Genomic DNA, 14,183 nt, shown 5'->3' on the forward strand with positions numbered 1-14,183 from the left:
CACTTGTTGGAGGCTTTTTGTTTCAAAGCTTTTCGATTTGCTGATAAATCTTTTGATGCACTACTGGAAACGGCAGCTCTTTACACTCATCTAATGTTACCCATTTCTGATTACTTGATAAACTACCCTCATTTACTGCTTCTCCAATATAAACTTCCATTTTCCATACAAGATGTGAAAAAACATGCTCAATATTAAATTGATATGATAACCCTTCAACTACTAATTGAGATTCTTGATTTAAGAAAAAGCTAAGCGTATCACTTTTAGATAACAACGTTGATTGTAGTTCAGCAGTTGGAAACTCCCACATATTAGCAAGTAATCCACTAGAAGGTCTTTGTTGAATTAAATATTGATTATTTTTATTCTTAATGACACCTACTGCTAAATTAACTGGTTTTGGTGCTTTCTTTTTACTTTTTATCGGTAACTCAGTAACAACTCCAGTTTCAAACGCTAAACATTGTTCCCTCACAGGACAAAGTAAACATGCTGGATTTGTTGGTGTACATATTAATGCACCTAATTCCATCAGACCTTGATTAAAGGCAGATGGATCTTCATGACTAATTAAAGCTCTTACAGCTTGTTCAAAAATTTTTCGGTTTTTAGGAACACCAATGTCCTCCCAAATTGTTAGTATTCTAGATAATACCCTCATTACATTCCCATCAACCGCTGGCTCTGGTTTACCGTATGCAATACTAAGGATAGCTCCAGCAGTATATGGTCCTACGCCTTTTAATTTGCTTATTAATTCCGGTGTATCTGGTACTTTCCCTGAATACTCTTCATGGACTTCTCGTACAGCAGATTGCAAATTTCTAGCTCTAGAATAATACCCAAGTCCTTCCCATGCTTTCAATACTTTTTCATCCTCGGCATTCGCCAAGTCAGCAATAGTCGGGAAATTTTGCATAAACTTATTATAAAAAGGGATTACTGTATCTACACGTGTTTGCTGAAGCATTATTTCTGAAACCCATACTCGATATGGGTCTTTATTCTTTCTCCAAGGTAAATCTCTCTGTTCTGCTAAAAACCAATTAACTAAATTATTTTTAAAGTCATTTTTGGGGAAAACTTCTAATGTCTTATTTAAATCATTATTCATAACTTATACCTTTCTCTAACATCTATATGTTTTTGTTAATAGTCAATACTATAAAAATTAAAAGGGTAAGTAAAGGGAGGAACTAAATGGATACTGGTACTCATCTTGTAATGGGATTTACACTTGGCGGATTAGCAACCCTGAGTCCAATTGTCCTACATGATCCACATTTGACAAACTCACTCTTATTAACAACAATCATTGGATCACAATTACCAGACAGTGACACGATATTAAAATTAAGAAATAACGCAAAATATTTAAAACATCATCGTGGAATTACGCATTCAATTCCTGCAGTCATTTTATGGACATTATCACTTTCTGCGCTTATGACATTATTTAACCATAGAGATCACTATGCACTCTATTTATTTTGGTCTTTCATGGCAGTAAGTGTGCACGTATTCGTTGATTTATTTAATGCCTATGGAACTCAAGCACTAAGGCCATTTTCAAAACGCTGGATTGCTTTTGGCATTATCAACACTTTCGATCCAATTATTTTTGCAATCCATTTAGTTGGAGTTCCATTTGTTATTTTTCATTTTAGAGCTGGTCCGATCTGTGTCATGCTCTATTTCATTATGATTTTTTACTATGCGTTTAGATATCGACAAAAACAAATCGTGATTCAGACCGTCACAAAAAAATTACCAGATGTAAAACGGGTCTATGTTTCACCTTCTATAAAATACACTCATTATCATATTGTAGCAAGTACAGATTCTCATCATTACGTTGGCAAAATAAAGAAAAGAATCTTTAAAATCCACGACGTATTTAAAAGAATCCCCTTACCAGTAATTGAAGATGTAAAAGCAGCCTTTAAGGATGAAAACGTTAAATCATTTCTGGCATTTTCACCAGTTTATATTTGGGAATTGATTGGACATGATGACCATAAAGAATTAAGACTAATCGATCTAAGGTATCGAACCGAAACATACTACCCATTTGTTGCAGTAGTCAAATTCGACTACGAACATAATATTATCAGTTCATTCACGGGCTGGATCTTTAGTGAGAAAAAATTGCAGAAAAAACTAAAAGTGGAATCTTGAAAAACGCATCACTTAATGAAAATCCATTCGTTTTATCCTCTAATCAAAAAATAACCCTTAGCATTTTTTTGCTAAGGGTTATTTAATTAATGAAGAAGATTATCCTTCTCTTTCGTTTCTAAAATTTCTAAACTAGGTGGCTTCGCAATTTTGATATCTGTTTCATGCAAATATTTTCCATATTGGAAAATAAATTGTTGAACAACCTTTTTAGACATTTGTTCACCATGATATTCTCCTGCCTTAGCATAAGTTGCTTCAAAATCTTCCCATAGCCATTCAACCCAAATTTTTGCTTGTGAATATGTTAAATGACTATTTTCTTTAAGTAATAGCTCAGTTAATTGCTCTAAATACTTCTCCATATTATTACACCTTCCAATTTTTAAACATTTATTATCATCATATCTGAATCCAAAATGGTCATCATATTGATGATGGTTCATTTCATCAATTAGTTTTAATCAAATCACTAGGGGGTTTTTTTAATGACAACAAAAAGCGAACGTTTTTCAAAACAAAAGCATGATATGGCTATTGATGGTAATATTGATTACAAATCACAAAATGCTTCTATCCGTCCAAATGGGAGCATTAATACAAATCCACAAGATCGTATGGCAAAAAGTAATCGTGATGAATAGAAATTTAACCAGGGTTTTTACATCCCTGGTTTCTTTAATAATGCAATTGGGATTCCTATTTCTTCTTCACTAGTGCTTTTATGGCCCCAAGCAAAAATCCCATTCATGTATGTGATCATAAATAATACACCAGGTTCTTCAATTAATTCATATTGCTCGCCAGGAATAAATTGACTTACGTCTAATAAGTATGATTGAGCCATCGTTTTTTTACGAAGTATAACTTCAAGTTCATTGATCATATCCATTTGTTCAGCTTTTCTAGCTTGATGATTCAAATTGCTGATTTCTTGAACTAATTCATCTTTCGTTAAGTCACTATATCGTTTTGGAATTTCCATTTTAATTCTCCTCGAAATCATTTAGATATATTTATTATATCAAGCTAATAACAGACAACCAATAAATTTAGTTTCAGACTGTCGACAAACGCTTGCAATCAGTCTGAAAAACAAGTTTTTAGTTCTTTGTCTACACATACTACAAGCAATTTAATTTAGTTCTTCCTCTTCTAAAATTAAAATCGCTTTTTCAATTAGATCAATTGGGAAGCCTTTTCGAAATAATACTGTTTTCATTTTTTGATTATATTCCCAGCCGCTAAATTTTTCATATTTCTTTTTCGCTTTTCTTGCATGTATTAATAGAGCTTGTAATTCATCATCCTCTTCACTTTCATAATGTGTTTCTTCAATTGCAATCGAAGTGATGTTAGTAGAATATCCTTTTCTTCTTAGCAGCTCTTCAAGCTTTGCCTTTTTTTGATTTGTTGAGTACTTAGAAAGTGCAGAAACCTTTTTTTGGCATAGTGAAATAGCATGTTGAATTTGTTTATCTTTTGAAAATAAATTTAAGCTTTTCTCTATTACAGAAATATGAATACCTTTTGCTAATAATTCATTCTTAATGACTGTAGGTCCTTTCAACGTCGTATTAATAGACGTACGGACATAGCTTTCAGCATATTTTTCTTCATTAATATACCCTTCTTCTACAAGTCGAATAATTGTAGTTTGTATTGTTTCAATTAAGAATTCTTGCTTTGTTAAATATTGTTCTATTTCTTTTTTTGTTCTCATCATTCTAGATAAATAAACAATGCTAGAAAGATATGCCTTTCTAAGTTGATCGGCATTTAATATCTCTTCTAGTTCAAATGGCTCAAATGATTGCCCTTTTTGTATGTTAAATTTAACAAGAGTATCAGCGTCTACACTAAACGAGTACTCTTCACCATTACCACTATCTGTGTAAATATTAAATCGTTCTTTATTTAATTTTTGAACTTGAATTTTCGTAATTATAGACATAATTTACCTCAAAAGAAATTTTGTTTTTATGTACACATAAAAATTATAATATCATATTATGAATTAAGGAGATGCGTGGATGAAGATTCTTCTTACAGGCGGTACAGGGTTTATTGGATCTCAATTAATAAATGAATTTATTCGACATGAATTTCAATGTTATATTGTCACAAGAAATATAAGAACATCATCTAATCCATTTATTACTTATATTAATTGGGATCAATTAACCTCGAATTCTTTTGGGGAGTCCATTGACATAGTCATTAACTTAGCTGGTGAATCAATAAACAGCGGTAGGTGGACTAAACAAATAAAAGACAAAATTCTACAAAGTCGTATAAAATCTACAAATATTCTAATTACATGGTTTGAAAGACAAGCCCATCGTCCAAACCTTTTTATTAATGCTAGCGCAATAGGGTTTTATGGAACCTCAGGGTCAATAACTTTTAATGAACATGACAAGCCTATTTCAGATGATTTTTTAGCTTCAACTGTAAGAGAATGGGAAACTGTTGCCAAAAAAGCTGAAGAACTGGGAATTCGGACTATTCTCGCCAGATTTGGTCTTGTTTTAGGATTAAATGGTGGAGCACTTCCAAAAATGATTTTGCCTTATAAAATGTTTATTGGTGGTCCAATCGGAAAAGGTACCCAGTGGATCTCTTGGATTCATGAGAAGGATGTAGTTGGCTTAATACTTCATACGATAAAAAATACCGAAATTAGGGGGCCAATCAACTTAGTGTCACCTAATCCCGTAACAATGAACGAGTTTAGCAGAACCCTTTCAGCGGCTTTACATCGACCAAATAAAGTAAGAGTTCCAAATTTTGCCCTTCAATTATTACTAGGTGAAATGAGTATGCTAGTTTTAGAAGGTCAAAAAGTTATGCCTTCTAGAGCCCTTCAAACTAATTATAACTTTCAATTCCCGTCTTTAAAAGAAGCTTTACTGTTAACTTTAAATTAGTATTTGAAAGGATTTATCATGAATCTATTATTTAAAAATGCAACCATTTTCCCAATTACATCTCAAGTTTTATATAACCATGACTTGTTAATTGAAAATGGGAAAATTAAAGAAATTGCACCTGAGATATTTTCGATTGAAGATCAAACGATTGTTATAGAATGTGCTGGAAAACCACTTTTTCCAGGTTTTATTGATGTACACACTCATTTAGGACTATATGATGAAGGAACAGGTTGGGCTGGAAATGATGCGAATGAAACAATTGAGGTATTGACTCCGCATATTCGATCAATGGATGGAATATTGCCACTTGATGTTGCTTTTACTGATGCGATCCAACATGGAATTACAACAGCTCATATCATGCCTGGTAGTGGAAATGTAATTGGTGGAACAACTTGTACAATTAAAACATATGGTAAAAGTATCGATAAAATGATTATTCAAGAACCGTCTGGATTGAAAATCGCTTTTGGTGAAAATCCAAAAAGAACTCACAGTAACGGGAATAAAGAATCAATTACTAGAATGGGTATTATGGGAATGCTTCGTGAAGCATTCTATGAAGCTAAAAACTCGCATAACCCAGATGACTTTCGAATTTTACCAATTATTAAAGCTTTAAATAGAGAAATTCCAGTACGAATTCATGCTCATCGTGCAGATGATATTTTATCAGCTATACGTTTTGGGGAAGAATTTAACTTAGATATACGAATTGAACATTGTACGGAAGGTCATTTAATTATTGACCATCTAAAGGATCGAAACCTTCAAGTATCTGTTGGTCCTACATTAACTAGACGTTCAAAAATCGAATTAAAAAATAAATCCTGGACTACATACAAAGCTCTTGCTGATATTGGTGTAAGTGTTTCTATTACTACTGACCATCCTTATACACCAATTCAGTATTTAAATGTATGTGCAGCTATCGCAGTTCGAGAAGGTTTACCTGAGCTAGAAGCATTAAAAGCAATTACGATTAATCCAGCAAAAAACCTTAATTTATCTCATAGAATTGGTAGTTTAGAAATTGGCAAAGATGGTGATGTAGTATTATGGTCCCATCACCCATTTCATTATATGGCTAAACCATTACTCACTGTCATAGATGGTAGAATTGTGTATAAAAATATCGAATAATTTTAGTTTGCAATTTGAACAAAATCGTTTATTATAGTATAGTAAGAACGTTTGCGGTAAATTAAATAGAAAGTGTGAAAACACTTTTCTTATATAGTATTTTAACGGGAAAGGCAAATGGTGAGCCACCAGTAAATCGCTGGTCCTAGTGGGTTCGATTCCCACCCCGAAATTTTAGGGTGCATAAAAAAATTATTCTTAATTTATTCATAGTTAATGCACTTCACAGGACTTTAAATTTTATTGTTTAGTCCTCACAAAAATTTCGCGGGTGGCGTAACCTTCTTTCGCTACCCTTATAATGAGGAGGAGTAGAGATGCTGAAACAGCGAGATTTACAAGATTGTTCTGTACTTTTTGAACTTATGGTGCATCCTGATGTCTTTCCCTTTGTGCGTCATAAAGCAAATTCGTACGAAGAATTTCTTTTTATCACAAAGCAGGCAATCGAGCTAGAAGAACAAGGAAAAATGATATCAAGAACTATCTTAGATGAGTGGGGTAACCCTATTGGTAACATTTCTTTACATGATATTGAAGATGGATTTGGCTTTTTAGGAACTTGGTTAGGCAAACCTTTTCACGGAATGGGTTATAACAAACCAGCAAAAGACGCTTTCTTCCATGAGTTATTTCACGATTTAGGAATAAACTCTATATTTATGCGTATTCGTAAAGTTAATAAACGTTCTTTTTATGCTGCAAGTAAACTACCATACGCATCACTAGCAAATGAATCACGTAAATGTTTATATGATGAAATTAATCAAAATGAAGAAATTTACGATTTATTTGAAATCACTAAAGACAATTATTTATTGCATACAATGCGTGAAGATTACCAACAACATGAAGTTACGCATTTAAAAGAAGCATAATTTAGTATATCAGCCACAAAAAATGGAGAGACTTACTAAGGATTTTATAACTTAGCGAGGTGTTTTTTGTGGATAAACGAAAAGATAAAACGAGACGTAATTTAAGTTCTACTCAAGAAGTATTATATGCAAAGGAATTTAAGAGAGCTGATCGTGCTGCAGGTTATACTAATTTTAATGGAGTAGGCAAATAATTTTATTCAAAAAGGCTTTCTTAGGAAGCCTTTTTTGTTTTTCTAGAATAACTTTTTAACGAATAAAAACATCTTTAAAAATTTACAATATCTTAATTAAATTTCACTTGATTCAAAAATATAAACCGAAGACGGTCTAACATAATATTCCTTACTAAGTTTTTCTTTTATTCGATGTATTTCATCTTCAATTTTTTCTCCTCGAACAAAAGATCCCCCTTCGATACCATTCTGTTCATCTAGTAAAACATACCACGAAAATCGAAACTCCTTCATAAAAATTCACCCTTTAAAATAAGAAACTATAAATAACTATTTTTCATTATATTCACTAACCTCAAATTTATTTTAGTCAATCGTCTAAATAATAATAAAAAGCTATTAAAATAAACTGTCCTTTAAATGTTAGACGCCTACTAACATTTAAAGGACAGTTCAAAGTAATTCGTTTTATTAACAAGTTTGTAATTCTTTCTTTTGAGTTAATAGTTGATAAGCATGATTAACACTTTCATTTGAAGGTGGTTGAATATCTTTTAAGGGATATTTTAATCCTAATGCTTCCCATTTATAGACTCCTAATTGATGATATGGTAAAATTTCTACTTTTTCCACGTTACCTAAAGTGTTAATAAAACCACCTAGTTTTATTAAATCATCTTCTGAGTCGGTGATTCCAGGAACTAAGACATGTCTTATCCAAACCGGGATATTTTTCTCGCTCAAATATTTAGCAAAAATTTTAATCTGCTCATTTGATTTTCCCGTAAGTTTTATATGTTTTTTTTCGTCAAAATGCTTTAAATCTAATAATACTAAATCAGTGTATTCTAAAACTTCGTCTAATTTTAAAAGAAAATTTTGATCAGTACTGAAACATCCACCAGATGTATCAATTGTTGTATGAATCCCATTTTTTCTACAAGATTTAAAAAGTTCTAATAGAAAGTCTAATTGTAATAATGGTTCTCCACCACTAACCGTAACGCCACCTCCAGATGATCTCATAAATGGATTATACGTCTTGATATCCTTCATTAATTGATCAACTGACATTTCTTTACCTGCGCCAATTTTCCACGTATCTGCGTTATGACAATATTGACATCTTAATAAACATCCTTGCGTAAAGATTACATATCTAAGACCTGGTCCATCGACAGTTCCACAAGTTTCAATTGAATGTATATTTCCTGAAATCATTGTCATTCTCCTTTTAACTGTTTTTTTCCTGATTAGTAAAAATATTAAAGCCTAGTGAAGCATGTCCCCCACTAGGCTTTAATTACTGGGATTTTTACATAGAACCGTGGAAAGTTCTATTTATAACGTCAATTTGTTGTTCCCTAGTTAGTTTTATGAAGTTAACTGCATAACCCGAAACTCTAATCGTTAATTGCGGATATTCTTCAGGATGTTCCATCGCATCCATTAATGTTTCTCGATTGAATACATTTACGTTTAAGTGATGACCACCTTTTACTGTATATCCATCTAACATTGCTACTAAGTTTAATATTTGTGTACTCTCGTCTTTTCCTAAAGCTTTCGGAACGATTGAGAAAGTATTTGAAATTCCATCTTGTGCATCTTCGTAAGGTAATTTCGCTACAGAACTTAATGATGCTAGAGCTCCATTTGTATCGCGTCCATGTAAAGGATTAGCACCAGGAGCAAATGGTTCACCTGCTTTTCTACCGTCTGGTGTATTACCTGTCTTTTTACCATAAACAACATTAGACGTAATCGTTAGCACTGATGTTGTATGGATTGAATTACGATATGTTTTATGCTTTCTTACTTTTGCCATAAAGCTTTCAACAAGTTCTACTGCAATATCATCTACGAGATCATTGTTGTTACCGTATTTTGGATAGTCTCCTTCAATTTCAAAATCAACAACAATTCCATTTTCATCGCGGATTGTTTTAACTTTTGCATGCTTAATTGCTGATAATGAATCAGCACATACTGACAATCCTGCAATACCTGTTGCCATTGTACGTTTTATATTTGCATCATGTAACGCCATCTCTATTCGTTCATAGCTATATTTATCATGCATAAAGTGGATACAATTTAATGTATTAACATATAATCCTGCTAACCAATCTAATAAAACGTCAAACTTCATTTTCACTTCTTCATAGTCAAGATACTCAGATGTAATCGGAGCATACATAGGTGCTACTTGAGCTTTTGACTTTTCGTCTTTACCACCGTTAATTGCATATAATAATGCTTTCGCAAGATTTGCACGTGCACCAAAGAATTGCATTTGTTTACCGATTGTCATAGCGGATACGCAACATGCAATACCATAATCATCACCATATTCCGGACGCATGATATCATCATTTTCATACTGAATTGAGCTAGTTTTAATGGACATTTTAGCGCAATATTGTTTAAATCCGACTGGTAGTTTTTCTGACCAAAGTACTGTTAAGTTAGGTTCTGGAGCAGGTCCTAGATTATCTAAAGTATTTAAAAAGCGGAATGAGTTTTTCGTTACTAGTGGACGACCATCTATTCCTATTCCACCAATTGACTCTGTTACCCAAGTAGGATCGCCAGAAAATAATTCATTATAATCAGGGGTACGAGCAAACATAACTAATCGTAGTTTCATTACAAAATGATCGACTAATTCTTGTGCTTCTTGTTCGGTTAAAGTATTCTCTTCAATATCGCGTTCAATATAAATATCTAAAAATGTTGAAACTCGACCTAAACTCATCGCCGCCCCATTTTGCTCTTTTATAGCTGCTAAATATCCAAAATATAACCACTGGAAAGCTTCTTTTGCATTTGTTGCCGACCCAGAAATATCAAATCCATGTTTTGCAGCCATTTGTTTTAATTCATTTAATGCGCGAATTTGTTCATTTAGTTCTTCACGATCTCGTATTACTTCTTCTGTCATTACACTTGTCATTTTATTTAATGTATCAATTTTATCTTTAATTAGTCGATCGACGCCATATAGAGCTACTCTTCTATAGTCACCTATAATTCTTCCACGACCATATGCATCAGGTAGACCAGTAATAACACCTGAACGCCTTGCTGCTTTCATTTCTGCAGTATAAGCATCAAATACGCCTTGATTATGAGTTTTTCGATATTCTGTAAATATTTTGCTTATTTCTTCATCAACTTTATATCCATAAGATTCACATGATGCTTCAGCCATTCGAATTCCACCAAATGGTTGTAATGATCTTTTAAAAGGTTTATCCGTTTGGAATCCAACAATTTGCTCTAATTCTTTTTCTAAGTAACCTGGTTCGTGTGAAGTGATCGTAGATACAATTTTCGTATCCATATCTAAAACTCCGCCCTTTTGGCGTTCTTCCTTAGATAACTTAAGTACTAAATCCCAAAGTTTGCTAGTTGCTTCAGTTGGACCAACAAGAAAAGATTCATCCCCAACATAAGAATTAACATTTTTTTGAATAAAGTCTCTTACATCAATCGATTTTTCCCATCGTCCAGTTTCAAATTGTCTCCATTGTTCCATCGTATTACTCCTCCTCTTCTGTATATAATACAGAAAGCTAATTAGGTATATAACAGATTACGTATATAATTTATCATACGATGAACTGAAACTTTCACTTATATTATGAACATATTGTGAAATGTTGAACAAAGTAGTTTTGATGTTAATAATATTAACACCTAATTCTTTCCACTAAATTACAGTTGCTTCATATATATAGTAATTCGCTCTGAAAACTTTCCTGTTAAACAACAAACTGTTATACTCAAAAGATAGAAACTGTATTAGCAAATTCACTGAAAAATATGGACAAGACAATCACAATCCGGATATGTGCTAATACTATGGTTAATACAAAACCGAAATTGAACAATGTTTATTTAAAGGAGTAATTTATGAATACAAAACTAAATCTTTCTAGTTCGATTAATGAAAAATTAAATTTAATATATAATGAACAAATTCAAAAAGTTCTAAAAGAAGAGCAATTATTAATCGGAACAAAGCAATATGTTTCTCAAGACAAAACGATTTTAGAAGATGCTATTACTGCCCTTCTACTTGGTAAAAATATATTATTAAAAGGTCCAACAGGAAGTGGTAAAACGGTTTTAGCTGAGACTCTTTCAAAATTGTTTTATCAACCAATGCATAGCATAAATTGCTCAGTCGATTTAGATTTAGAAGGTATTGTTGGTTACAACACAATTGCTTCTAATACACACGGTTCTGAAGTAATATTCATCGATGGACCTTTAATGAAAGCAATGAAGAAAGGTCATATTTTATATATCGATGAAATTAACATGGCTAAACCAGAAACATTACCATTACTACATGGTGCGCTTGATTATCGTAAAATGATTACAAATCCATTTACTCAAGAAGTAGTAAAAGGTGACGAAGACTTTAGAGTAATCGCAGCAATTAATGAAGGATATGTAGGAACTAGCGAATTAAATGAAGCTTTAAAAAATCGCTTCATTATTATAGATGTTCCATACATTAACGGGGAATCATTACTTCAGTTATTAAAAGATGAATCTGAGCTTAAAGATGAAGAACTACTTAAGAAATTCACAAGCTTTTCAAGTGATTTAATACCATTATCAAGTGAAGGCAGAATTAGTGAGGATGCAGCAAGTATTCGTGGTGTACTTGACGCATGTGATTTATCTGTTCATATACCAGTACTTCGAGCAATTGAACGTACAATTATCGCTAAATTAAGTGATGATATTGAGCGTGAAACTGTTAGAGAACTAGCTGAAAGTTATTTTCTTTCTTGAAATGAGTGATGATTAATATATGAAACAAATCATTTTTAACAATAAAAAAATCGACGCTTCCACTTTTCTTCAAATGGAAAATTTATCGATTTCTCTTTCGAAAGATCGTAATTCATTTTTAGAATTTGATTTTCAGGCGTATTACGACGATGAAGAACAAAAATTTACTGTAAGTCATTTTTGGGATACACAAGAGCATAGTACACAGTTACAAGGTTTGAAATCAGATGTGTACTTAAAAGCTTTAGGTAATAAACATTACTCAGATTTTAGTGAATTCAAAGATACACTAAAGGAATTGCAAGAAACTCATTTGAAAAGTTTTTTCACACAATTATTTGTCCTTCTAGAGGATATCCGACTTGAAGAGTTGATTATTCATCAAAGACCAGGTACAAGACAATTATTTTCTACGAGAAAAAAAATATATAGACATTATTTTCAATCACAATTTAAAGCAAATGAAATGCGTAATTTCCAATTAGATCAATTGTTTTGTTTAATTTATCTTTCACTTACTTCAACTCAATTAACTTATCAAACGAATGAACAACTCGAGGATATTTTACCCATCCTCTTTCAAGCGTTTGAAGCTAAGAAAACAAGTGATATTGCTTCTATTGTATTTAGAGTGCAGCAGAGATTACTCTCACTGTATAAGGAAGATATGATTCACACATACTTTGGCTATTTACCGTTAAATAAAATTAATGAATTAACTTCTTGTAATAGTAAGGTAAAAGAGCTTCAAAATGACGACCAGCAAGAAGGTCTTGATGAAAGAAATAGCGAAAATGAAAGATTATCAACCTGGCATAGAGAAAGTAAAAATAATGAAACAGATGACAATTTTTTACGATTTGAAGTTGAAAGTGGTACAAAAACTTCTATTAAAGCAAATTTTGCACGAGAAGAAGAGGCCGGCGATCAGGCAATTGCAAATGCATTCGGTTCCTCCAAACAAGGAGAGAATAAAAAGTCAAAACAAACTGATTCACATGAGGCTACAAATTCATCCTCTTCACAGCAAAATCCTTTTGGTAAATACAATAGTAATGTTTCGATTAAATATAAAGAAGCAATTGGGCAAACAGTTACTGAAAAGAAACAGTATTCTACATTGTCTTCAATGGTATCAAAAGATGTTAAAGAACTAAGAAAAACAATTGAAAAATCATTACAAAATAAACAAAATGCACCGACTGATAAATTCTATGGTAAGTTAAATAAAAAATGGGTTCGACTTTTCACAGAAGAAAATCCTAAAATGTTTTATAAAAAACAAACTGAATCCAAAGAATTAGATGCTGTCTTTTATTTATTAGTTGATTGCTCTGGATCGATGTTTAATAAAATGGATGAAGTGAAAAAAAGCGTCATTTTATTCCATGAAACATTAAAACAATTAAAAATCCCCCATAGCATTAGTGGCTTTTGGGAAGATGCTTCAAATGCTACAAAAGAAAATAAACCAAATATTTTACATCGAGTCATTCCTTTTTCAAGCTCTTTATCACCTTCAGTAGGTCCAAATATCATGCAACTTCAAGAAGAAGAGGACAATCGTGACGGCTTAATGATTCGAATTGTTTCAGAAGAACTCGCTAAACGCACAGAAAAGCACAAATTTTTGCTCGTGTTTACAGATGGCGAACCTTCAGCATTAGATTATTTCCAGGATGGGATTATCGATACGCACGAAGCAGTTAAGCAAGCTAGAAAACTTGGAATTGAAGTAATCGGTACTTTCATTGAAGAAGAAGAACATCAAGAAGAAACTTCACAATTAATGAAAAATATTTATCAACACCATTACTTAATCGCCTCAAATGCAGAAGATTTAAGACTTCAATTAAAACCAATGCTTAAAAAATTATTATTAAGAAGCATAGAATAAGATAGTTGTCCATAAAATGAAATGAAATAGGTTTACTAGTAACCTATTTCTTTTTATTTTATAGGAAGTTAAAATATTTTGTCGAACGGATTTACATAACGAAATCGTATTTCCTATTGATTTTTAAAATTAAACGGAGTACGATAAATTTTGACGACTT

The 14,183-nt window shown here is 32.2% G+C and carries 15 protein-coding genes; 8 read left to right on the forward strand and 7 right to left on the reverse strand.

The genetic code is table 11. The features are described from left to right. Positions 1-22: 22 nt before the first annotated feature. The gene (gene mutY / locus AB1282_RS02350) at positions 23-1,117 is read right to left on the reverse strand and encodes an A/G-specific adenine glycosylase (protein WP_056468339.1); all 1,095 of its coding nucleotides are present in this window, start codon (positions 1,115-1,117) and stop codon (positions 23-25) included. A gap of 86 nt (positions 1,118-1,203) precedes the next feature. On the opposite strand from mutY, the gene AB1282_RS02355 reads away from it, so the two are divergent. Next, complete coding sequence (locus AB1282_RS02355; protein WP_056468336.1) at positions 1,204-2,181, forward strand: metal-dependent hydrolase; 978 nt, start codon at positions 1,204-1,206, stop codon at positions 2,179-2,181. Positions 2,182-2,267: 86 nt separating this feature from the next. Here the strand turns inward: AB1282_RS02355 and AB1282_RS02360 are convergent, their stop codons facing one another. After that, on the reverse strand, positions 2,268-2,546 hold the full coding sequence (locus tag AB1282_RS02360) for a YfhJ family protein (RefSeq protein ID WP_056468333.1): 279 nt from the start codon (positions 2,544-2,546) through the stop codon (positions 2,268-2,270). A 123-nt stretch (positions 2,547-2,669) separates the two neighbouring features. Between AB1282_RS02360 and sspK the strand changes: the two genes are divergently transcribed. After that, positions 2,670-2,825: a small acid-soluble spore protein K gene (sspK, locus tag AB1282_RS02365; RefSeq protein ID WP_082459389.1), complete on the forward strand. Its 156-nt coding sequence runs from the start codon at positions 2,670-2,672 to the stop codon at positions 2,823-2,825. A gap of 17 nt (positions 2,826-2,842) precedes the next feature. Here sspK and AB1282_RS02370 read toward each other — a convergent pair whose 3' ends face one another. Further along, positions 2,843-3,166, reverse strand: coding sequence for a YfhH family protein (locus AB1282_RS02370; protein ID WP_056468329.1), 324 nt, complete (start codon positions 3,164-3,166; stop codon positions 2,843-2,845). Positions 3,167-3,316: 150 nt separating this feature from the next. After that, positions 3,317-4,135, reverse strand: coding sequence for a recombination regulator RecX (recX, locus tag AB1282_RS02375; protein ID WP_429898344.1), 819 nt, complete (start codon positions 4,133-4,135; stop codon positions 3,317-3,319). Between the two features lie 79 nt (positions 4,136-4,214). Between recX and AB1282_RS02380 the strand changes: the two genes are divergently transcribed. The 4 genes from AB1282_RS02380 (at position 4,215) to AB1282_RS02395 (ending at position 7,332) form a co-directional block, all read left to right on the forward strand. Next, the gene (locus AB1282_RS02380; RefSeq protein ID WP_429898345.1) at positions 4,215-5,111 is read left to right on the forward strand and encodes a TIGR01777 family oxidoreductase; all 897 of its coding nucleotides are present in this window, start codon (positions 4,215-4,217) and stop codon (positions 5,109-5,111) included. 18 nt (positions 5,112-5,129) lie between these two features. Continuing rightward, positions 5,130-6,260 (forward strand): amidohydrolase, encoded by a 1,131-nt coding sequence (locus AB1282_RS02385; RefSeq protein ID WP_056468321.1) that lies wholly within the window; start codon positions 5,130-5,132, stop codon positions 6,258-6,260. A gap of 317 nt (positions 6,261-6,577) precedes the next feature. Continuing rightward, entirely contained in the window at positions 6,578-7,138 is a 561-nt protein-coding gene (locus AB1282_RS02390) for a GNAT family N-acetyltransferase (RefSeq protein WP_056468319.1), read from the forward strand. A 68-nt stretch (positions 7,139-7,206) separates the two neighbouring features. Next, entirely contained in the window at positions 7,207-7,332 is a 126-nt protein-coding gene (locus AB1282_RS02395) for a YfhE family protein (protein WP_156339631.1), read from the forward strand. 96 nt (positions 7,333-7,428) lie between these two features. On the opposite strand, the gene AB1282_RS02400 is transcribed toward AB1282_RS02395, so the two are convergent. The 3 genes from AB1282_RS02400 to pflB all read right to left on the reverse strand — a co-directional run bounded on the left by AB1282_RS02400 (position 7,429) and on the right by pflB (position 10,855). Next, positions 7,429-7,608 carry a hypothetical protein gene (locus tag AB1282_RS02400; RefSeq protein ID WP_056468317.1) on the reverse strand — a complete coding sequence of 60 codons (180 nt, stop codon included), beginning with the start codon at positions 7,606-7,608 and terminating at the stop codon, positions 7,429-7,431. A gap of 177 nt (positions 7,609-7,785) precedes the next feature. Then, positions 7,786-8,535 carry a pyruvate formate-lyase-activating protein gene (pflA, locus tag AB1282_RS02405; protein ID WP_056468314.1) on the reverse strand — a complete coding sequence of 250 codons (750 nt, stop codon included), beginning with the start codon at positions 8,533-8,535 and terminating at the stop codon, positions 7,786-7,788. Between the two features lie 94 nt (positions 8,536-8,629). Beyond that, a complete protein-coding gene (gene pflB, locus AB1282_RS02410) occupies positions 8,630-10,855 on the reverse strand; it encodes a formate C-acetyltransferase (RefSeq protein WP_056468311.1) in 2,226 nt (741 codons plus the stop codon). A 377-nt stretch (positions 10,856-11,232) separates the two neighbouring features. On the opposite strand from pflB, the gene AB1282_RS02415 reads away from it, so the two are divergent. Continuing rightward, positions 11,233-12,126, forward strand: coding sequence for an ATP-binding protein (locus tag AB1282_RS02415; RefSeq protein WP_429898346.1), 894 nt, complete (start codon positions 11,233-11,235; stop codon positions 12,124-12,126). 19 nt (positions 12,127-12,145) lie between these two features. Beyond that, a complete protein-coding gene (locus AB1282_RS02420) occupies positions 12,146-14,023 on the forward strand; it encodes a vWA domain-containing protein (RefSeq protein ID WP_429898347.1) in 1,878 nt (625 codons plus the stop codon). Positions 14,024-14,183: the final 160 nt, after the last annotated feature.

Source organism: Gottfriedia sp. S16(2024) (assembly GCF_050473765.1).
In the GTDB taxonomy this organism is placed as follows: Bacteria; Bacillota; Bacilli; order Bacillales; family Bacillaceae_G; genus Gottfriedia.

Excerpts from the sequence above, each read along its gene's own strand:
- mutY (WP_056468339.1), bottom strand. The coding sequence starts at position 1,117 with ATGAATAATGATTTAAATAAGACATTAGAAGTTTTCCCCAAAAATGAC.
- AB1282_RS02355 (WP_056468336.1), top strand. The coding sequence starts at position 1,204 with ATGGATACTGGTACTCATCTTGTAATGGGATTTACACTTGGCGGATTA.
- AB1282_RS02360 (WP_056468333.1), bottom strand. The coding sequence starts at position 2,546 with ATGGAGAAGTATTTAGAGCAATTAACTGAGCTATTACTTAAAGAAAAT.
- sspK (WP_082459389.1), top strand. The coding sequence starts at position 2,670 with ATGACAACAAAAAGCGAACGTTTTTCAAAACAAAAGCATGATATGGCT.
- AB1282_RS02370 (WP_056468329.1), bottom strand. The coding sequence starts at position 3,166 with ATGGAAATTCCAAAACGATATAGTGACTTAACGAAAGATGAATTAGTT.
- recX (WP_429898344.1), bottom strand. The coding sequence starts at position 4,135 with ATGTCTATAATTACGAAAATTCAAGTTCAAAAATTAAATAAAGAACGA.
- AB1282_RS02380 (WP_429898345.1), top strand. The coding sequence starts at position 4,215 with ATGAAGATTCTTCTTACAGGCGGTACAGGGTTTATTGGATCTCAATTA.
- AB1282_RS02385 (WP_056468321.1), top strand. The coding sequence starts at position 5,130 with ATGAATCTATTATTTAAAAATGCAACCATTTTCCCAATTACATCTCAA.
- AB1282_RS02390 (WP_056468319.1), top strand. The coding sequence starts at position 6,578 with ATGCTGAAACAGCGAGATTTACAAGATTGTTCTGTACTTTTTGAACTT.
- AB1282_RS02400 (WP_056468317.1), bottom strand. The coding sequence starts at position 7,608 with ATGAAGGAGTTTCGATTTTCGTGGTATGTTTTACTAGATGAACAGAAT.
- pflA (WP_056468314.1), bottom strand. The coding sequence starts at position 8,535 with ATGATTTCAGGAAATATACATTCAATTGAAACTTGTGGAACTGTCGAT.
- pflB (WP_056468311.1), bottom strand. The coding sequence starts at position 10,855 with ATGGAACAATGGAGACAATTTGAAACTGGACGATGGGAAAAATCGATT.
- AB1282_RS02415 (WP_429898346.1), top strand. The coding sequence starts at position 11,233 with ATGAATACAAAACTAAATCTTTCTAGTTCGATTAATGAAAAATTAAAT.
- AB1282_RS02420 (WP_429898347.1), top strand. The coding sequence starts at position 12,146 with ATGAAACAAATCATTTTTAACAATAAAAAAATCGACGCTTCCACTTTT.